Origin of the sequence: Cohnella rhizosphaerae (assembly GCF_029525575.1) — a bacterium.
Taxonomy (GTDB): domain Bacteria; phylum Bacillota; class Bacilli; order Paenibacillales; family Paenibacillaceae; genus Cohnella; species Cohnella rhizosphaerae.
The window spans coordinates 2,179,290-2,199,422 of record NZ_JAPDIA010000008.1 but is presented as its reverse complement, the minus strand read 5'-3'; the positions used below and the strand labels follow the sequence as shown (position 1 = coordinate 2,199,422).

Below are 20,133 nucleotides of genomic sequence, written 5' to 3'. Positions count from 1 at the left end.
GCCAAAAAGAAGTCCCGCCGGCTGCCTGCCGTAGGGACTTCTTTTGCTTGCGGACCGTTGCGCGGTGTTGCGCGACGCACAGATCCGGACACTAGAGCGCCACTCAGAGGGAGTGTGCGCTGCGCCGCAAGGCGTCCGACGCGACCGACAATCCGGCATAGTCGCCGATCCGGTCGCCGAGCGCCGCGGGCAGGACGCTGCATGCGTCCAGCGCATGCGTCAGCGCCTCCCGTTGAAGCGCGGCCAGCATCGGCGGCTCGAGCAGGGAACGCAGCTTCGCGTAGACGCTGCCGATCACGATGCGCTCGGGATTCAGCAGGTCGACGATCAAGGCAAGGCCCCGCCCCAGCCGGTCGCCGCTGATGCGCAGCGCTTCCAGCGCGGTCTCGTCTCCGGCCAGCGCCGCCTCGCCGACGCGCTGCGCAGTGACCCCGCCGAGCTCGGAGACCGAGGCGCAATAGGAGGGCGCATGGCCGCGCTGGAACTGCTCGAGCGCCAGCGAAGCGGCAAGCTGGGCGATGCCGCCGCCGCTGCAGAAGCCTTCGAACGAGCCCTGCTTGCCGTAGCCGACCGGACCGAACGCGGACAGTCGCATATGTCCCGCTTCTCCGGCCATGCCGTTCGCGCCGGCATAAAGCCGGCCGTTCAGGATCAAGCCGGCGCCAAGGCCCGTGCCGAAGGTCAAGAAAACCATATGGTCCGTCCCCCGGCCCGCGCCCCATTGCCATTCCGCCAATGCGCCGGCGTTGGCGTCGTTCTCCAGCGCGACGGGCACGTCATGCCGCCGCCGGACGGCGCCGACGATGTCGACCAGGTCCCAGCCCGGCAGATTGGGCGGGGAAAGGATCAGGCCGCGGCCGGCGTCGAGCGGACCGCCGCAGCTGATGCCGACGGCGGCCGGTGCGGCGGCGCCGGCTGCGGCCAGCAGCGCGTCAAGCCCGTCCAGCAGGCTGCCGATCATGAAATCCGGCGTGCCGGCCGTAGGCAGCATATGCTTGCCGACGATCTCGATGCCGTCCATCGACGGTCGTCCCAGACTGACGGCGCACTTCGTGCCGCCGATATCGATGCCCGCAAGCAAACTCATGAGGCGAACAGCGCCTCCTCGATCGCGATGCACAAGGCGTGATAGACCGGCAGATGCCGCTCCTGAACGTCCGGCGTCGTATCGGCCGGGACGGCGATCGCAGCGTCGCACAGCGCAGCCAGCTTGCCGCCGGATCGGCCCGTAAAGCCGATGACCGGAATGCCGGCGGCTTTGGCGGCCTGGGCCGCGCGCACGACGTTGGCGGAGTTGCCCGACGTACTGATCGCGATCAGCGCATCGCCGCTTCCCGCGTAGCCGAGAACCTGCTGCGCATAGACAAGCTCGGCGTCCATATCGTTGGCGACGGCGGTGCACAGCGCCGCGTGCGCGGAGAGCGAGATCGCCGGGAGCGAAGCCTGCAGGCGCTCCGCGAGACGACGCCCTTCGCCGGGCAGCGCGGCTTCGAAGCGCGCGCATGCGTCGGCCGGCAGCGGCCGCTTTTTCATAAAGCCCTTCATTAACTCCCCGACGATGTGGTCGCAGTCCGCCGCGCTGCCGCCGTTGCCGCAGAGCAGAAGCTTGCCGCCGCCGCGATAGACGCCGAGGCAGATGCGCAGCGACGCGTCGAGCGCTTCTTCGAGCGTGCGCAGTTCCGGATAGCGTGCAAATAAGTGATGCCAGACATTCATAACGAGGCCTCCGCCGCAGATGGATGGAATAGATTCCTTCCGAGTGTAAGGGGGACGCCGGCGGCTGTTCTTGTCTTTTTTAGCCTGCAAATTGCACTTTTTTTCGGCAAATTACGGTTCATCGTCCAGGACCGGGCCTACGTCCGGCGCCAGGCCTTTGATCCGTTTGCGGGACGCGTTCGGGGATAGGCCGCGATATTGTTTGTACACCCGGATAAAGTAGGCGAGCGAACCGAAGCCCGCGCTGTAGGCGATCTCCGTGATGGGCAGCGAGGAGCCGGACAGCAGCCGATCCGCATAAGACACCCGCAGGCGCTGCACGTATGCGCTGAACGTCTCGCCCGTCCAATCTTTGAACTTCTCGCTGAAGTAGCCTGGAGACAGATGCAGCTGCGCCGCGGCCTCGGCGAGGCTGATCGGTTCCCGGTAGTGAAGGTGGATATATCGCAGGACGCGTCTGACTTCATGCTCCCGGGCGCTGCGTTGCGCGGTGCCGCTGCCGTCCTCGCTCCGACCGCATGCGCGCAGCAGGTCGATCACGATCCGGCCGAGCGTGTAGCGCATCGCGGCCGACCGGGCGAGCGCCGTCCGCTCCGTCTCACGGCGCAGCCGCGCCAGCTCGGCCTCGAGAAGCGCAGTCGCTGCCTCGCCGAGCTGCACGGCGAGCGGCCCGGGCGCTTCCAGGAGCAATTCGAGCAGCTCGTCGTCAAGCAACGCGCCAGAAAATTTGCAGTTCACGAGCCGAAGGCCGCTCCCCGGCGCTAACGTCACTTCATGGGCATCCGCCGGCGATAGCAGCGAAAAAGTGCCTCGCGAGAGCGTCATTGACTCCCCGTTGATACGCTGACTGCCGGCGCCCGCCAGCACGAGCTCCATCTCGTAAAAGTCGTGCGCATGAAGCTCCCAGCTGCGGACGATCTCGTACTCGGAGACGGCCGATACTTCGCCTTGGTTTAAATAGTCGGCTGCGCTGAGCCGTTCGAGCCACTTTCTGGACAAGGCTTTTTCCTCCTGCCTGCAAGCGTTTCCTGTCTCCACTATACTACGGCGCCGGCGCCCCGGCGCCCTTATCTCGGGCCGGGCCGAGCAATGGAAAAGAGCCGAAACCCCTTGGGAATGAAGGGTTTTCGACTCTTTTGGCTATATACAAAGCATTCGTTGTTTTTTTTAAAACTGGCGTCCCAAGAGGGATTCGAACCCCCCGACCGCACGCTTAGAAGGCGTGTGCTCTATCCAGCTGAGCTATTGGGACACAGCTTGATTATATTACCACAGGGACGGTGCCTCGCTCAAGTGCAAATTCAAAATTCGTCGGATCGTCCCGCAGGCGATGAAAGCGCCTTTCGCATATGCCTGTACGGATGGCCGTTGATCGAGATGCGTTTGTCCTCTGCGAACCCGAGCCGGGCATACAGGGCGCGAGCGCCGTCCTTTTCGATATCGACGTTCAGCCCGATGGCGGCGTATCCCCGCGCGACCGCCTCCAGCTCGGCATGCCGGATGAGCGCCTTGGCGAAGCCGCGGCCTTGATGCGACGGGAAGACGGCGACGGCATCGATGTAATATTCGTCTTCGTCCGCCTCGCGATCCTGCACGGCGTCTTCGCGGCCGGCCGCGCGCAGCGCCAGTGTGACGGGCGCGTAGAGCGCGTCCGCCTGATCGCCGCCGTAGCAGAGAATGGTACCGGCAGGTTCGCCTTCTTCGGCGACGAGCAGCGCATGGCGCTCGGCACTGAACCGGTTGCCCGGCTGCAGGTAGTACTCGGCCAGCTTGGCCAGAACGGCCGCCTCGGTACGTTCGCCTGTTAGCCTGTAGGCGATGTCTTCGATGGCCAGCAGCACCAGCCTGGATGCCGCCTCCGCATCCCCGGGGCCGGCCGATCTGATCAGCATCGCGCATCTCCTCCTTTGTTTTTTGGTAGACGGGAAACAAAAAAGCCTCTGCTTCAGCAGAGACTCGCCGTTATAAGATTTGGAGCGGGTGAAGGGAATCGAACCCTCGCCTCAAGCTTGGGAAGCTGGCGTTCTACCATTGAACTACACCCGCGTAGCAGTAGTATAATAGCATAGCTGGGCCGCGCTTCGCAATGCGCCGCTTTTTTTATTTGTTTCGCCTTCGTGATATAATTCGTGAATCGGACTGATCAAGCAAGCACTCGGACAGCGATGGAGGAAGGGGTCTCGGCGTGTCGGACTTCACCGGGGACAATCTGGTCTTGTTTCCCAAGACCTTGGACTACTATCAGATTCAATTGACGCGCATGCTCGAGACGGAGCGGTACGGGGAGGCCAAGGGCCTGCTGGACTTCCTGCTCCAGTGCGGAGGAGAGGCGGAGCGGCACCATACCGAGTGGCAGGCGCTGCTCGGCTGGCTGGAAGCGGCATTTCCCGAGGCCACGGCAACGGGACTGCCGGGAGAAGCGGCGGACGTCGCCGAGGAGGAAGAAGAGGACGCGGATGCGGTCCTCAGGCAGCGGGTGCTGGACCGGGCGGCGGAGGATCCCGCCTATTTGAAGCGGCTTATCTCCATTCTATTCGACGACGAGGATCCGGAGCAGCAGTTGCTGGCGTTGGGCCAAATGACGCATCTTCCCGGGCCCGAAGCCGAGGCGGCGTTGCGTCGCTGGCTGTCCGAGCGGGAACGCCATCCGCTGGTGCAATTCCGAGCGCTGCAGCTCCTTCGCAGGTTCGGGGCCGAGGGGACGGCGGTCATGCTGCGGGACGGCGAGGCATTGACGCTCGAGATCGACGAGACGCCGCTGTCGTTCGAGGAGTTCCCGCAGGCGGTGCTCGAGGTGCCGGAGCGGCTTAGCCGAATGGCCGAGGTATCGGATCCTGCGTTATCCTACTTCGCGGACGAGATGTGGCGGGAATGCGTGCAGGCCGCATACGGCTCCAACGTCTTCGAATGGATGATGGAAGCCGACGACGGCGCATCGGATCTATGGGCTGCGGCGCTTCACCAGCATTTGCAGGAGAAGCTCCACGGCCAGACGGGCGACGAGTGGACGCGAGAGCAGTACGGCATCACGGGCGAACTGCGGTTCCGTTACGAGCAGGCGCTGCGCTGGCTGAGGATGTACGGAGCGGATAAGGTCTGATCCGCGTCCGTTTTTGCCTTGAATTCGCTGCCAGTCTTGTTCTATAATAAAATGGTTTATGTCAATCGGCCGCATCTGGCGGCAAGACGTCTTCGGAGGGATTGAATATTATGCAAGCAAAATGGGAAAAAATAGAGAAGAACGTCGGCGTTCTGGAGGTCGAGATCGACGAGGCGAAGGTTGCCGAGGCGCTTGACAAAGCCTTCAAGAAAGTCGTTCAAAAAGTAAACGTGCCCGGTTTCCGCAAAGGCAAAGTGCCGCGCGGCATTTTCGAATCCCGCTTCGGCATCGAGAGCCTGTATCAGGACGCGATCGACATTCTGCTTCCCGGCGCATACAGCGAAGCCGTCGAACAGACCGGCATCGTGCCGGTAGACCGTCCGGACGTGGACGTCGAGCAATTCGGCAAGGGACAGCCCTTCATTTTCAAAGCTAAAGTCACCGTTAAGCCCGAAGTGACGCTCGGCGAGTACAAGGGCCTCGAGGCTCCTGCGGCGGATTCGGAAGTCAACGAAGAAGAAATCGCGGCAGAACTCGAACGCCTGCAAAACCGCCATGCCGAGCTCGTCGTCGTCGACGAAGGCCCTGCGCAAAACGGCGACACCACGATCATCGACTTCGAAGGCTTCCTGGACGGCGAGCCGTTCGAAGGCGGCAAGGGCGAGCGCTATTCGCTCGAGCTGGGCTCCGGCTCCTTCATCCCCGGCTTCGAAGAGCAGGTCGTCGGCCTGAACATCGCGGAGGACAAGGACATCAACGTTACGTTCCCTGAGAACTACCAAGCCGAGAACCTGGCCGGCAAGGACGTCGTGTTCAAGGTGAAGCTGCACGAGATCAAGCGCAAAAACCTGCCTGCCCTGGACGACGAGTTCGCGAAGGACGTCAGCGAGTTCGACACGTTCGACGAATACAAAGCGGACCTGACGAGCAAGCTGAAGGAGCGCAAGGAAAAAGAGGCCGAAGCCGCCAAGGAAAACGCCTTGATCGACAAGGCCGCAGAAGGCGCCGAGCTTGAGATCCCGGCTGCGATGATCGAGTCCGAGATCGACAGCATGCTGAAGGACTTCGAGAGCCGCCTGCGCATGCAAGGCATGACGCTGGATCTTTACTATCAGTTCAGCGGCCAGGACGAGGAAGCGCTCAAAGGCCAGATGCGCGTCGACGCCGAGAAGCGCGTCCGCAACAACCTGGTGCTCGAAGCGATTGCGAACGCGGAGAACCTCGAAATCTCCGAGGACGAGCTGTCCGCCGAGCTGGACAACCTCTCCAAGATGTACAACCGTTCCGCCGACGAGCTCCGCACGATCTTCGGCTCCAACGGCTACATCGACACGCTGAACGCCGACCTCAAGGTACGCAAGGCCGTCAAGTTCCTGATCGAGAACAGCAAGTCCGCATAATCGCCGAAGTTCCGACGTCGATACGTCGGCCTCCGGTTCATAATCATGGGGCACGTGATCATCGCGTGCCTCATTTTTAACCCTACATATGCTCGGAATATGCCCGAACCGCGCGCTTTTTTCGCCGACATGACATTCGGGTATGAACATGTTAGAATATTACCGAATCGCGAAGTCCATTTCAGAAAAGAGGTTGGCGCGTATGGCATTGGTCCCTATGGTCGTTGAACAGACTAACCGCGGAGAGCGGTCTTATGACATCTACTCGCGGTTGCTGAAGGACAGAATCATATTTCTAGGCAGTGCGATTGATGACGATGTCGCCAATCTCATCATGGCCCAGCTGTTGTTCCTCGCCGCAGAAGACCCGGAGAAGGACATCCATCTTTACATCAATTCCCCTGGCGGTTCGGTCACGGCCGGCATGGGTATTTACGATACGATGCAGTTTATCAAGCCTCCGGTGAGCACGATCTGCGTCGGCATGGCCGCGAGCATGGGATCTCTGCTGTTGACGGCGGGCGCTCCGGGCAAGCGCTTTGCGCTTCCGAACAGCGAGATCATGATCCATCAGCCGCTCGGCGGCGTGCGGGGTCAGGCTTCCGATATCAAGATTCACGCCGATTGGATCGTCAAGACCAAGGAGAAGCTGAACAAGATCTACGTGGACCGGACCGGACAGCCGTACGAGAAGATCGAGCGCGACACCGACCGCGACAACTTCATGAGCGCCGACGAAGCGCAGGCATACGGACTGATCGACAAGGTCATCTCTTCTCCGACCAACGTATAAGGAGTGATTCCATGTTTAAATTCAACGACGAGAAGGGCCAGCTGAAATGTTCCTTCTGCGGCAAGTCGCAGGATCAGGTTCGCAAGCTGGTAGCCGGACCGGGCGTCTATATATGCGACGAGTGTATAGAGCTGTGCACGGAGATCGTCGAGGAGGAGCTCGGGCACGAAGAAGAGCTCGATCTGAAGGATATTCCGAAGCCGATCGAGATCCGCAATATTCTCGACCAGTACGTCATCGGCCAGGAACAAGCGAAGAAGTCGCTGTCCGTCGCCGTTTACAACCATTATAAGCGGATCAACTCGCAGAGCAAGATCGAGGACGTCGAACTGCAGAAGAGCAACATTATGCTCGTAGGCCCTACGGGTTCGGGCAAGACGCTGCTTGCGCAGACGATGGCCAAGATTTTGAACGTGCCGTTCGCGATCGCCGACGCTACCTCCCTCACGGAAGCGGGCTACGTAGGCGAAGACGTCGAAAACATCTTGCTCAAGCTTATTCAAGCTGCGGACTATGACGTGGAAAAGGCCGAACGCGGCATCATCTACATCGACGAGATCGACAAAGTTGCCCGCAAGTCCGAAAATCCGTCGATCACCCGCGACGTATCCGGCGAAGGCGTGCAGCAGGCGCTGCTGAAGATTCTCGAGGGTACGGTCGCTTCCGTGCCTCCGCAGGGCGGACGCAAGCACCCGCATCAGGAGTTCATCCAGATCGACACGACGAACATCCTGTTCCTTTGCGGCGGCGCATTCGACGGTCTCGAGCAGATCATCAAACGCCGGATCGGCAAAAAGGTCATCGGCTTCAGCGCTGCGCTCGAAGGTCAGAAGGAGCTCAAGCCGGGCGAATATCTGTCTCTCGTGCAGCCGGAGGATCTGTTGAAGTTCGGCCTGATCCCCGAATTCGTCGGACGTCTGCCGGTTATCTCCTCGCTCGAGCCGCTTGACGAGGCCGCGCTGGTACGTATTTTGTCCGAACCGAAGAACGCGCTGGTCAAGCAATACCAGAAGCTGCTCGAGATGGACAACGTCAAGCTCGACTTCGAGCAAGGCGCGCTTGAAGAGATCGCCCGCGAAGCGATCAAGCGCAACACGGGCGCCCGCGGCCTGCGCGCCATCATCGAAGGCATTATGCTTGAGGTGATGTACGAGGTGCCGTCCCGCGACGACGTCAATACCTGCGTCATCACGGAGAAGGTCGTGCGCGACAAGATCGCGCCCGAGCTGACGAACAAGAAAACGAAGAAAAAAGAAGAGAGCGCTTAAGGCGCCTCTATTCCGCTCAAGCTCCACCCCGCCCCCCTCGCGATCGCCGTGCGGAGGCGGGGTGGACTTATGCCTTTACGAGGTGAACAGAACCATGTATTTGCGTACGGATACCGTGCCGGTCCGCGTCGGCAACCTGACGATCGGCGGCAACAATCAAGTCGTGCTGCAGAGCATGTGCACGACGAAGACGGCGGACGTCGCGGCCACGGTGGCCGAGATCAAGCGTCTCGAGGAAGCCGGCTGCCAGATCGTCCGCGTGACGGTGAACAACAAGGAAGCGGCCGCCGCCATCAAGGAGATCAAAAAGCAGATCGGCATTCCGCTCGTCGCCGACATTCACTTCGACTACAGGCTCGCGCTGCTCGCGATCGAGAACGGCATCGACAAAGTCCGGATCAACCCGGGCAATATCGGACGCCGGGAGAAGGTCGAAGCGGTCGTCAAGGCGTGCAAGGAGCGGGGAATCCCGATCCGGATCGGCGTCAACGCCGGCTCGCTCGAGAATCATTTGCTGGAGAAGTACGGCTATCCGACCCCCGAAGCGATGGTCGAGAGCGCGCTGTTTCATATCGGCATTCTCGAAGAGCTGGATTTTCACGATATTATCGTTTCTCTTAAGGCATCCGACGTTCCGATGGCGATCGAGGCGTATACGAAGGCGGCCCAGGTGATCAAATATCCGCTTCACCTCGGTATTACCGAGGCGGGCACGCTTTTCTCGGGGACCGTCAAGAGTGCGGCGGGGCTCGGCGTTCTGCTGAACGCCGGCATCGGCAACACGATGCGCATCTCGCTCAGCGCGGATCCGGTCGAAGAGATCAAGGTCGCGCGCGAGCTGCTGAAGACGTTCGGCCTCATCACCGACGCGCCGACGCTGATCTCTTGCCCGACCTGCGGCAGACTCGACATCGACCTGTTCTCCGTGGCCAACGAGGTCGAAGAATACTTGTCCAAGCTGAAGGTCCCGATCAAGGTATCCGTGCTTGGCTGCGCGGTCAACGGTCCGGGCGAAGCGCGGGAGGCCGATATCGGCATCGCGGGCGCCCGCGGCGAAGGGATGCTGTTCCGTTACGGCGAGATGATCCGCAAAGTTCCGGAAGCCGAACTCGTCGGCGAGCTGAAAAAGGAGATCGACCACATCGCGTCCGTGTACGCTGAGACGGGCGAGATTCCGGGCCGCAAGCAGCATGCGCCGAAGCCCGGCGTCGCGGCCGTCACCGGCACGATCTAAGCAATCGTTCGAACGCGCGCCGCCGCAAGCGGCATGAAGAAGTCCCGCTGTCCGCGGGGCTTTTTTTTGCATGCCCGCAATAGCGGTTCTGTCGATTGGGCGGTTACTGGGTATATAGAAGATGCAGAACCTTTTATTCAGTATCGAGAAGGAGGAATGCGGCATCATGAACGAGACGACGATCAAAAGCATGGAATCCTGCATCGAAGACTGCATCGCCTGCGTAAAGGCCTGCAACGAATGCTATACCGCTTGTCTGGAAGAAGCGCATATCGATAAAATGAGGGACTGCATCCGGCTTGACCGGGAGTGCGCGGACCTTTGCGCGTTCACGGCGCAAGCGATGACAATGCGCAGCAGCTACCGCGGCGAGCTGGCGCTGCTGTGCGCCGAAGCGTGCCAGCGCTGCGGAGAGACTTGCGCGCGACATGAACACGAACACTGCAAGCGCTGCGCGGAAGCGTGCTTCAGATGCGCCGCGACTTGTCTGGCGACGGCGCGCGAGCTGAGCGCGCTTCAATCGGATGCCGCGCATGCTTCGCTTATGAACGGCCCGGCGGATCGCGCATGAACCGTTTTTGAATGAAGGCCGGGACTTGCGCGCCGACTGCCAACCTCATCCTCGCATGACTATATCCGCCTTCAACCGGGCAATACTAAGAATTATGCTGCCAGCTTGCCGGTTGGACGGACGTGGGAATCCCACGACGCTAGTAGAGAGGATGAGGTTATATGGCACTGGGCACCGTTTTGATGCTCGTACAGGTGTTTTTCGCCGTCGTAATCGGGATTTACTTTTGGAATCTGCTCCGCAATCAGAAAACGAACAAGACCGCCGTCGATCGGGAGTCTCGCAAGGAGATGGACAAGCTGCGCAAGCTGAGGTCCATCTCGCTCACGAAGCCGCTCTCCGAAAAGACGCGTCCTGCCTCGATGAACGATATCGTCGGACAGCGTGAAGGTCTGCGCGCGCTCAAGGCCGCGCTGTGCAGCGGCAATCCGCAGCACGTGATCGTATACGGACCGCCGGGCGTGGGCAAGACGGCCGCGGCGCGCGTCGTCCTGGAAGAGGCCAAGAAAAATCCTTCGTCGCCGTTCAGGCTCGAAGCGAAGTTCACGGAGATCGACGCGACGACCGCCCGCTTCGACGAGCGCGGCATCGCCGATCCTTTGATCGGCTCGGTTCACGATCCGATCTATCAGGGTGCCGGCGCGATGGGCGTCGCGGGCATTCCGCAGCCCAAGCCGGGTGCGGTCACCAAAGCGCACGGCGGCATTCTGTTCATCGACGAGATCGGCGAGCTGCACCCGATCCAGATCAACAAGCTGCTCAAGGTGCTCGAGGACCGCAAGGTCTTTCTCGAAAGCGCCTATTATCATGCGGAGGATCCGAATATTCCGCTCTATATCCATGATATCTTCCAAAACGGGCTGCCTGCCGACTTCAGGCTCGTCGGCGCGACGACGCGTTCGCCGAGCGAGCTGCCGCCCGCGCTGCGCAGCCGCTGCATGGAGATCTACTTCCGGCCGCTGCTGCCGTCAGAGATCGGCGAGATCGCCCAGAACGCGGTCGCGAAGATCGGACTGCCCGCCGATCCGGATGCCGTCGAGGTCGTCAAGCATTACGCGACCAACGGCCGGGAGGCCGTCAACATGATTCAGCTGGCGGCAGGTCTTGCGTTGTCGGAGAATCGCCAGCGCATCGCGGCTTCCGATCTCGAGTGGGTCGTCAACAGCAGCCAGCTGCCGCCGCGCCCGGACCGCAAGGTGCCGGACAAGCCTGCGGTCGGCTTCGTGAACGGCCTGGCGGTGTTCGGGCCGAGCATGGGCGCGCTGCTCGAGATCGAAGTGACGGCCATCCCGGCGATGCCGGGCAAGGGCGTCTATACGATCACGGGCGTCGTCGAGGAGGAAGAGATCGGCGGCGGGCAGCGCACGCTGCGGCGCAAGAGCATGGCGAAAGGCTCGGTAGAGAACGTGCTAACCGTGCTTCGCGCCTTTAATTTGAGGCCGGAGAATTACGACCTCCACATCAACTTCCCGGGCGGCACGCCGATCGACGGACCTTCGGCAGGGATCGCGATGGCCGTGGCGATCGCTTCTGCGATCACGGGCCAGCCGATCGACAACAAGCTCGCCCTGACGGGCGAAATCAGCATTCATGGGCGGGTAAAGCCGGTCGGCGGCGTGCTCGCGAAGGTCGAGGCGGCGTTCCAATCCGGCGCCGATACGGTGCTCATACCGAAAGAGAACTGGCAGGCGATATTCGAAGGGCTGCAAGGCGTCAAAGTCGTACCCGTCGAAACGGTGGAGGAAGTGTTCGTGCGCGTGTTCGGCCCGGCGCCCCTTCGGCTGCCGGGCGAGCTGGAAGCCGCCGATCGCGCGATTCCGGCCGACGGGTACGCAGCCGCCGCGCCGCTGTCGATTCTTCATGCCGGTTCGCCCGCATCCGCGAACGCGAGCGAAAACGCGCGCGCGCCGCTTCACGGAGATGGCCGTCCCGCCCCGGGCGCAGGCGTATAGGCATTTCTCTCCTATTGCCGGAACGAGCGCCGTCCTTCGGGCGGCGCCGCTCGTTTTTTGCGGCGCGCTATTTCTTTTGATACAATGACTGAAGGGTTAGCCGCCGGCTGATGGCGACCCTAACCATACCGGGCCACGCCGCATTGCGGCCAGGCTTGAGGAGGTGCCGTCCTTATGGCTTCGAACAAGACGAAGAGCCGTTCACTGCCTTTGCTCCCTCTACGCGGGCTGCTCGTCTACCCCAGCATGGTGCTGCATCTGGACGTAGGCCGCGAGAAGTCGATCAAGGCGCTCGAGCAATGCATGATCGACGACCACATGATTCTGTTGTGCTCCCAGTCGGAGATCAATATCGAAGAACCGACGCAGGAGGACATTTACCGCGTCGGCACGATCGCCAAGGTCCGGCAGATGCTGAAGCTGCCGAACGGCACGATTCGCGTGCTGGTCGAAGGCGTCGTCCGCGCGGAGATCGAACAGTATTTGCCCAATGACGGCTTCTATGAAGTCGTCGCCCGGGAACTCCCGGAGCCGGATTCGAACGATTCCGAACTGGATGCGCTCATGCGCGCGGTATTAAGCCAGTTCGAGCACTATATCAATCTCTCCAAGAAGGTCACGCCGGAGACGCTCGCCGCCGTATCCGACATCGACGAGCCGGGACGCCTGGCCGACGTCATCACCAGCCACCTGTCGCTCAAGATCAAGGACAAGCAGGAGATTCTAGAGACGGTCGAAGTGCGCAGCCGGCTGGAGAAGCTCCTCGACTTCCTGAACAACGAGCGCGAGGTGCTGGAGCTCGAACGCAAGATCAGCCAGCGCGTCAAGAAGCAGATGGAGAAGACGCAGAAGGAATACTATCTTCGCGAGCAGATGAAGGCGATCCAGAAAGAGCTCGGCGAGAAGGAAGGCCGGGCCGGCGAGGTCGAAGAGCTGCGCAATCAGCTGGAGGAGAAGAAGCTCCCCCGAGAAGATCGCCGCCAAGGTGGAAAAGGAAATCGACCGTCTCGAAAAGATGCCGGCATCGTCCGCGGAGGGCGCCGTCATCCGCAATTATATCGAATGGCTGCTCGCCCTCCCGTGGAACAACTTCACGGAGGACCATCTGGATCTCGCGAAGGCCGAGCAGATTCTGGACGAAGCGCATTCCGGCCTCGAGAAGCCGAAGGAGCGCGTGCTGGAATACCTGGCCGTTCAGCAGCTCGTGAAAAAGCTGAAGGGGCCGATTCTCTGTCTCGTCGGACCGCCCGGCGTCGGCAAGACGTCGCTCGGCCGCTCGATCGCAGCTTCGCTCGGCCGCGAGTTCGTGCGCATCTCGCTCGGCGGCGTCCGCGACGAAGCGGAGATCCGCGGACACCGGCGCACCTACGTCGGCGCGATGCCGGGCCGAATCATCCAGGGCATGCGCACGGCAGGCACCATGAATCCGGTCTTCCTGCTCGACGAGATCGACAAGATGGCGAGCGACTTCCGCGGCGATCCGTCGTCCGCGATGCTCGAGGTGCTCGATCCGGAGCAGAACGCCACGTTCAGCGACCACTATATCGAGACGCCGTTCGACTTGTCCAACGTCATGTTCGTGACGACGGCCAACGTCGCGCATCAGATCCCGCGCCCGCTGCTGGACCGGATGGAAGTTCTGTACATTCCGGGCTATACCGAGCTGGAGAAGCTCGAGATCGCGAAGCATCACCTGCTGCCGAAGCAGAAGCGCGATCACGGCCTCGAAGAGGGGCAGCTGGAGATCGACGAGGAAGTGCTGATGCAGCTCGTACGGGGCTACACGCGCGAATCGGGCGTGCGCAACCTGGAGCAGCAGCTTGCCGCGATCTGCCGCAAGGCGGCCAAGATCATCGTCGGCCATTCGGAGACCAAGTCCGTCGTCGTCGACGCCGCCAAGCTTAAGGAGTTCCTCGGCCCGGCCAAGTTCCGGTACGGCATGGCGGAGCTGGAGGACCAGATCGGCGCCGTCACGGGTCTCGCCTGGACGGAAGTGGGCGGAGACACGCTCGTCATCGAGGTGACGGTGATGCCGGGCTCGGGCAAGCTGACGCTTACCGGCAAGCTCGGCGACGTCATGAAGGAGTCCGCGCAGGCCGCGTTCAGCTACACGCGCAGCCGGTCGATCGCGCTTGGCATCGATCCGCAGTTCCACGAGAAAAACGATATCCACATTCATATTCCCGAAGGCGCGATTCCGAAGGACGGTCCGTCGGCGGGCATTACGATCGCCACGGCTTTGATCTCGGCGCTCACGAACCGGCCGGTCAACCGCGAGGTCGCCATGACGGGCGAGATCACGCTCCGCGGGCGCGTGCTGCCGATCGGCGGCCTGAAGGAAAAGTCGCTCGCCGCCCACCGTGCCGGCATCAAGACGGTGTTGCTGCCCAAGGACAACGAGCGGGATCTTCGGGACATTCCGGACAGCGTGCGCGGCGAGATGACCTTTATCCCGGTGGCGCACATGGACGAAGTGCTCGAACACGCGATGGCGACCAAGCTGAGCGACTCGCCCAGCGGCGAAGGGCCGCTTGCCTCCGAAGTAACATTGCCGCCCGAGGGCGACAGGGAAGAGCTTCCCCCCGATGGGGACGCATTGACGGGAGTGTACCGCTTCTTATGAAGATCAAGTCCAGCGAATTCATTATCAGCGCAGTAGGACCCAAGCAATATCCCGTTGACGGCTTGCCGGAGATCGCTCTGGCAGGCCGTTCCAACGTCGGCAAGTCTTCGCTGATCAACCGCTTGCTGCTCCGGCGCAATCTGGCCCGCACGAGCTCGCAGCCAGGCAAGACGCAGCAGCTGAATTATTACAAGATTAACGAAGAGATGTACTTCGTGGACGTACCGGGCTACGGCTACGCCAAGGTATCCAAGTCGGAGCGAGAAGCCTGGGGCCGGATGATCGAGAACTATTTGCGGGAACGCGAAGAGCTTAAGCTCGTGATCCAGTTGATCGATCTGCGGCATCCGCCGACCGCGCTCGATATATCCATGTACGAGTGGCTGTCCCACTACGGCATTCCGCTTTGCGTCGTCGGCACCAAAGCCGACAAGCTATCGCGCAATCAGGTCGCGAAGCACGGGCGGATCATGCGGGATACGCTGGGCATGCCGAAGGGCGCGCCGCTCGTTTTGTTTTCATCGGAGACCGGAGAGGGTAGAGATGATTTATGGCGCATTATCGCCCACGCCGCTGATATTCCCGCTGCTTCCCCTCCTGAATCGCAGCATGAACGGCAGGAAACCGAGGATAACGGTTAATTGTGCGGTTCAATGCCGGGAGGAATCGATTTTTACGGCTTTTTTTCGGCTAAATCGGGTTTTCTTCGGAAGATAAGTTCGAGCCGGATGTCGTATAATTAAAAAAGGCAAGGAATCTCACCTTCGTGAACAAAATGGAATTGAGGAGATTTTTATGGCTAAGCGGGTAGCCACAGAGTATGTTAACGCCAGTCTGACATTGACAGAAGCCGAGATGCGCAGCTTAACTTCCCTGTGCGGGACGCAGCAGCTGCGTCAGCAGATTTTCGTGCTGGAGAACGGCAACCAAGAAATGGTTCTAGAAGACGAAGCTGGCGGCGAGTCGATCCGCTTGACGTTCGAGCGTCGCGGCGGCCGTTACCGTTGTTCCTTATCCTGCAGAGTCGTCCAGCCCGGTCTTACCGACGCGCTGCGCAAGATGGTGTCCTCGTTCAAGGGGGGATGCCGTCGTCAACCGTATTTATCCCGGTTTTACGATGGTTTATCATTACTTAGGCGGCAAAGTCGTGCGTATCGTCGAATGCAAGGGCGACGCCATCCGCACCGTTTTCGAGCACGAGAACGCATTGTCGGCGATGGAGTCCCGCTACAAGCTTTGCGCGGTCGAGGAAGAGATCGCGATCGTTCGCGGCGCCGTCAACGAGTTGCTCGATCTGCGCAATACGGTTACGGACGCTGTCCGCATCGCGGAGATCGACGAGCGGCTTAAGCATCACAGCCGATTGCTGTTCGCGCTTGAAGCATAATTTGCCTATACGAATCGCTTGATGAACCTGCCCTCCCCCGGAGGCGGGTTTTTTATTTGGTCCCAGGGCCGGCGCCGTTATCGAAGCGGGATATTTTGCTTAAAAAAAGAGTTGCAATTCACCCCGATAGATGTTATTTTTAGTTTCGTTGACAAAACAATAGGAACCAGGATTCACTCAGGAATGGAATGCGATTGTTCTGCAGATTCCCTCGAGAAGTGAATGACGTAGGTCCTAGCGGATGAAATCAGCTTCACATTTTATTCCTAGGAAGGGGGGAACCGAACAGTGGAATACTCTACTTTCGGACGGCACGTTGCGGTTGATACCTGGGGGGTCGATTTCGATCTTCTGAACAGCGCTGAACTTCTCCAATCGCACATGGTGGAGGCAGCCGAAGCTTGCGGAGCAACCGTTCTCTCGGTTCAAGCCAAACAATTCGAGCCGCAGGGCGCGACGGTTCTCGTTATGCTGTCGGAGAGCCATCTCTCCATTCACACGTATCCTGAGCGGGGGGTTTGCCGCGATCGACTGCTACACTTGCGGCGAGACGGTCGATCCGCAGCTCGCGATCGACTACATGGTCAATGTACTCAAGCCGAAGAATACCTACGCGAAGAAGCTCATTCGCGGCGTCGGCGAGATGCAGGTCGAAGAGCCTGCCATCAAACTTGCCGAGCTGGTCTAAGCGTAGAAGCGCCTAAAGACGATGATGATGCATGTTAGCCATGGGGCCGCGTCCCCATGGCTTTTTAAATGCGATTCGCGGCGAATATGACCGTTAGGAATAGTTAGGAATAGAATGACTTTCCGGCGACGACAATAGAAAGTAGCGTGGTCGACCGGATGTCGCAAAATATTCATCAAATCTTCAGGGCCGGCACGCCCGGCTATGTTATAATGAATGCTAGTCGGCGGGCAAGCCGGGCGCGCTTGCCCCGCAAGAACGGCATCCAGACCTCAGGAAAAGGCAGGTGAAGTCCCGTGCATCTCATAGTCGTCGGTTTGAACTACAAAACGGCACCGGTGGAAGTCCGGGAACGCTTCGCGATTCCGGACGAGGAGCTGCCGTTGGCGCTGGACGCGCTGAAGGCGACGACGGGCATTTTGGAATGCGTCATCGTCGCCACATGCAACCGTACCGAGCTCTATGCGGTCGTCGACCGCCATACGCTGTGCGGTCATTTTATCCGCGCCTTTATGGAGCAGTGGTTCAACCTGCCCCGAGAGATGTTCAACCGTCATCTGTACATGTACGAGGACGATCTGGCCAATCGTCATTTGTTCCGGGTCGCCTGCGGTCTCGACTCGATGGTCATCGGCGAGACGCAGATCCTCGGACAGGTCCGGGACGCCTTTTTCCTTGCGCGCGAACGCAAAGCGACGGGCACGCTGTTTAACCGCCTCTTCCAGCAGGCGATCACGGTCGCCAAGCGCGCGCATACCGAGACGTCGATCGGAGAGAGCGCCGTATCCGTCAGCTATGCGGCGGTGGAGCTCGGCAAGCGGATTTTCGGACGGTTCGACGACAAGAAGGTCATGATTTTAGGCGCGGGCAAAATGAGCGAGCTTACGGCGCAGCATCTGACGGCCGGCGGCGCGAAGGAAGTTTTCGTCGTCAACCGTACGCTGTCGCGCGCCGAAGAGCTCGCGGACAAGATGGGCGGCAAGGCGATGCCGATGGACGAGGCGCTGCGACGGATCGGCGAAGCCGACATCGTCATCAGCAGCACCGGGGCGCAGCGGTTCGTGCTTGAACGGGACGTCGTCGCGCAGGCGATGAAGAGCCGCAAGAAAAGACCGCTTTTCCTGATCGACATCGCCGTGCCGAGAGACATCGATCCCGCCTGCGGAGAGCTGCCCGGAGTCTATCTTTACGATATCGACGATCTCGAAGGCATCGTCGAGAGCAACCTGGAGAAGCGAAGGCAAGAGACGGCCGTCATCGACGTCATGATCGACGCCGAGATGGAGTCCTACCGTCAGTGGTATGCGACCCTAGGAGTCAGCCCGCTCATCCGGGGCCTTCAAGAGAAAGCGGCGGGAATTCACGAGGAGACGCTGGACAGCCTGCTTCGCAAGCTGCCCGAACTGGACGAGCGGCAGGTCAAAGTGATCCGCAAGCTGACCAAGAGCATGCTGACCCAGATGATTCACGATCCGATCCTGCGGGTCAAGGAGCTGGCCGCGGAGAAGCGCAGCGAAGCTTCGCTGGACCTTTTCGTGCAGCTCTTCGCGCTCGAGGAGGAAGTCGCTCGCCTCAAGAACGAGGCGAAGGAAGCGGAGAAGGCGCGCGCAGCCGGCCTGGCTGCCGCTGCGGCGCCCGACAAGCAAGCCGCCCCCGCGGAGCCCCAGTCGTTTTTGGCTCAGCTGGCCGGCGCGCTTCGCTGACCGGATCGCCGGCCTTGCCGGATTCGAGAGAAGCCGGAGGCGGTGCAGCATGTTAACGAACAATTGGCTGACGGACGCCATTATGTATATTTACGCCCTGAGTCTGCTGTTTTTCGTATCGGATGCCGCCTACGGCAACCGCAACGGGAGACGGATCGGCACAGGGCTGCTTGTTTTTGTCTGGGTGCTGCAGACGGGCTTTCTTGTCGATCTGCTCGTGCGCCGCTTCGCGGTCCCGGAGGTAACGCTCCATGATTACGTCTTTTTTTGTCTCGTGGCTGCTCGTGTCCGCGTCGTTCGCGGTCAACCGGATCGTACGCGCGGAGCTGCTCGTGCTTCTCGTGAACGTCGTCGGCTTCGCCGTGCTGGGCCTGAATCTGATGGAACGCTCCGGGCAGGAGATCGCCCTGGCCCCGTCGGAGGTGGCGAGACGGCTGCTCGTTCTCCATGTGAGCCTGATTACCATCGCGTTCGCGCTCCTTACCGTATCCGCCGTCTGCGGCGCTTTGTACCTATTTTTGAATTACCGCTTGAAAAAGAAGAAGTGGGGCAGCGTGATGAATCGCTTGCCGAGCCTGGAGGCGATCGACAAATATGCGTTCCGGTCCGGCATGTTCGGCGTGCCGCTGCTGCTGCTGGCGCTCTCCACCGGAACGGCCGCCTTGCTCGTCGACGGTCACTATGCCAAGCTGCTGGACGAGAAAGTGCTATTATCGTTCGTCGCGGGCGCCGTTTATATTTTCTACCTGCTGCGCAGGTGGATCGGCAGAGACGACGCGGGTCGCTGCGCCATATGGAATTTAGTCGGCTATGTTTTGCTCGTGCTGGATTTTTTCGCGAATTCGCTATCATCCTTTCATCGTTGGCTATAAAAGGAGAATACGGCATGCAGCGTTATTACCCGATCATGATATCCGTAGAGCGGAGCAGATGCGTCGTCGTAGGCGGCGGCGCCGTCGGCGAGCGCAGGACGCGCGGTTTGCTGGAGGCGGGCGCGGACGTGCTCCTCGTCTGCCCCGAGATCGTCTCGGGCCGGCTGCGAGAGTGGAAGGAAGCCGGGGCGATCCGTCACTTGCCGAAGCCGTTCTCGCCGGACGATCTCGCCGGCGCCGCGCTCGTCGTGGCGGCGACGGACAGCGACGACTTGAACGGCTGGATCTGCGACGAGGCGAAACGGCGCGGCATCCCCGCGAACTCCGCCTCGGACGGCGCGCGGGGGAGCTTTATCGTGCCCGCCGTGATCCGCAGAGGCGGTTTGTTGTTGACCGTCGGCACCTCCGGCGCCGGCCCGGCCTGGTCCGCGCGTATCGCGAGCGAGCTGAGAGCGCGGTACGGCCCTGAATACGCCGAACTGACGAGAAGGTTGGGCGTCGTGCGGCGGCGCGTGCTTGCAGAGGTCGCCGAGGCGCCCGAACGCCGCAGATTGATGCACGCGGCCGTGTCGGATCGCGCCGTCGAGGCTTGGCTTTCCATGCCGGAGCTGCCGGAAGGGGGAGACGCTGGTCGCGCTGCTGCGAAATTGGGCGAATGCCGACGATACGAACGACGATGCGAAAGCGAACGATGTCCCTTAGCGCTTTTGCGCGATAGCCGGCCCGGGACGCGCCGTTTGGGCCTGGCGCCGGAATATGAGACAATAGGCAATATAGTAAATTGTGGTTGATGTCTGATTCGAAACGAAATACCGGGGAGTGTTGC

16 protein-coding genes, 2 tRNA genes and 2 pseudogenes are annotated in these 20,133 nt (G+C 60.8%); 14 read left to right on the top strand and 6 right to left on the bottom strand.

The window, feature by feature from the left end; genetic code table 11:
* Positions 1–103: 103 nt before the first annotated feature.
* The 6 genes from OMP40_RS33910 to OMP40_RS33885 form a co-directional block, all read right to left on the bottom strand.
* Positions 104–1,087, bottom strand: coding sequence for an ROK family protein (locus OMP40_RS33910; RefSeq protein WP_277537886.1), 984 nt, complete (start codon positions 1,085–1,087; stop codon positions 104–106).
* On the bottom strand, positions 1,084–1,716 hold the full coding sequence (locus tag OMP40_RS33905) for a D-sedoheptulose-7-phosphate isomerase (protein WP_277537884.1): 633 nt from the start codon (positions 1,714–1,716) through the stop codon (positions 1,084–1,086). The genes OMP40_RS33910 and OMP40_RS33905 overlap by 4 nt, the downstream gene beginning before the upstream one ends.
* Positions 1,717–1,827: 111 nt before the next feature.
* Positions 1,828–2,715, bottom strand: a complete 888-nt coding sequence (locus OMP40_RS33900) for an AraC family transcriptional regulator (protein ID WP_277537882.1) — start codon at positions 2,713–2,715, stop codon at positions 1,828–1,830.
* Positions 2,716–2,890: 175 nt separating this feature from the next.
* Positions 2,891–2,968, bottom strand: a tRNA-Arg gene (locus OMP40_RS33895).
* Between the two features lie 49 nt (positions 2,969–3,017).
* A complete protein-coding gene (locus tag OMP40_RS33890) occupies positions 3,018–3,608 on the bottom strand; it encodes a GNAT family N-acetyltransferase (RefSeq protein WP_277537880.1) in 591 nt (196 codons plus the stop codon).
* 80 nt (positions 3,609–3,688) lie between these two features.
* Positions 3,689–3,762, bottom strand: a tRNA-Gly gene (locus OMP40_RS33885).
* A gap of 139 nt (positions 3,763–3,901) precedes the next feature.
* Here OMP40_RS33885 and OMP40_RS33880 point away from each other — a divergent pair.
* From OMP40_RS33880 to OMP40_RS33815, 14 genes and pseudogenes are all read left to right on the top strand, one after another.
* Positions 3,902–4,816: a HEAT repeat domain-containing protein gene (locus tag OMP40_RS33880; protein ID WP_277537879.1), complete on the top strand. Its 915-nt coding sequence runs from the start codon at positions 3,902–3,904 to the stop codon at positions 4,814–4,816.
* A gap of 110 nt (positions 4,817–4,926) precedes the next feature.
* Positions 4,927–6,216, top strand: coding sequence for a trigger factor (gene tig / locus OMP40_RS33875; RefSeq protein ID WP_277537877.1), 1,290 nt, complete (start codon positions 4,927–4,929; stop codon positions 6,214–6,216).
* Positions 6,217–6,418: 202 nt separating this feature from the next.
* Entirely contained in the window at positions 6,419–7,009 is a 591-nt protein-coding gene (gene clpP / locus OMP40_RS33870) for an ATP-dependent Clp endopeptidase proteolytic subunit ClpP (protein WP_277537875.1), read from the top strand.
* Between the two features lie 11 nt (positions 7,010–7,020).
* Positions 7,021–8,277, top strand: coding sequence for an ATP-dependent protease ATP-binding subunit ClpX (gene clpX, locus OMP40_RS33865; protein WP_277537872.1), 1,257 nt, complete (start codon positions 7,021–7,023; stop codon positions 8,275–8,277).
* Positions 8,278–8,371: 94 nt separating this feature from the next.
* A complete protein-coding gene (gene ispG / locus OMP40_RS33860; RefSeq protein ID WP_277537871.1) occupies positions 8,372–9,511 on the top strand; it encodes a flavodoxin-dependent (E)-4-hydroxy-3-methylbut-2-enyl-diphosphate synthase in 1,140 nt (379 codons plus the stop codon).
* Positions 9,512–9,677: 166 nt separating this feature from the next.
* Complete coding sequence (locus tag OMP40_RS33855; RefSeq protein WP_277537869.1) at positions 9,678–10,082, top strand: four-helix bundle copper-binding protein; 405 nt, start codon at positions 9,678–9,680, stop codon at positions 10,080–10,082.
* Between the two features lie 161 nt (positions 10,083–10,243).
* Positions 10,244–12,034, top strand: a complete 1,791-nt coding sequence (gene lonB, locus OMP40_RS33850) for an ATP-dependent protease LonB (protein WP_277537867.1) — start codon at positions 10,244–10,246, stop codon at positions 12,032–12,034.
* 174 nt (positions 12,035–12,208) lie between these two features.
* Positions 12,209–14,657, top strand: a pseudogene (lon, locus tag OMP40_RS33845) (endopeptidase La).
* Positions 14,654–15,298, top strand: a complete 645-nt coding sequence (yihA, locus tag OMP40_RS33840; protein WP_277537865.1) for a ribosome biogenesis GTP-binding protein YihA/YsxC — start codon at positions 14,654–14,656, stop codon at positions 15,296–15,298. Before lon ends, yihA begins: the two are co-directional and overlap by 4 nt.
* 506 nt (positions 15,299–15,804) lie before the next feature.
* Positions 15,805–16,044: a hypothetical protein gene (locus tag OMP40_RS33835; protein WP_277537862.1), complete on the top strand. Its 240-nt coding sequence runs from the start codon at positions 15,805–15,807 to the stop codon at positions 16,042–16,044.
* 288 nt (positions 16,045–16,332) lie between these two features.
* Positions 16,333–16,732: pseudogene (gene speD / locus OMP40_RS33830) on the top strand (adenosylmethionine decarboxylase).
* A gap of 296 nt (positions 16,733–17,028) precedes the next feature.
* Positions 17,029–18,435: a glutamyl-tRNA reductase gene (gene hemA, locus OMP40_RS33825; RefSeq protein WP_277537860.1), complete on the top strand. Its 1,407-nt coding sequence runs from the start codon at positions 17,029–17,031 to the stop codon at positions 18,433–18,435.
* A gap of 251 nt (positions 18,436–18,686) precedes the next feature.
* Positions 18,687–19,307 carry a cytochrome c biogenesis protein CcsA gene (gene ccsA, locus OMP40_RS33820; RefSeq protein WP_277537858.1) on the top strand — a complete coding sequence of 207 codons (621 nt, stop codon included), beginning with the start codon at positions 18,687–18,689 and terminating at the stop codon, positions 19,305–19,307.
* A gap of 14 nt (positions 19,308–19,321) precedes the next feature.
* Positions 19,322–20,098, top strand: coding sequence for a precorrin-2 dehydrogenase/sirohydrochlorin ferrochelatase family protein (locus OMP40_RS33815; RefSeq protein WP_277537856.1), 777 nt, complete (start codon positions 19,322–19,324; stop codon positions 20,096–20,098).
* Positions 20,099–20,133 lie beyond the last annotated feature (35 nt).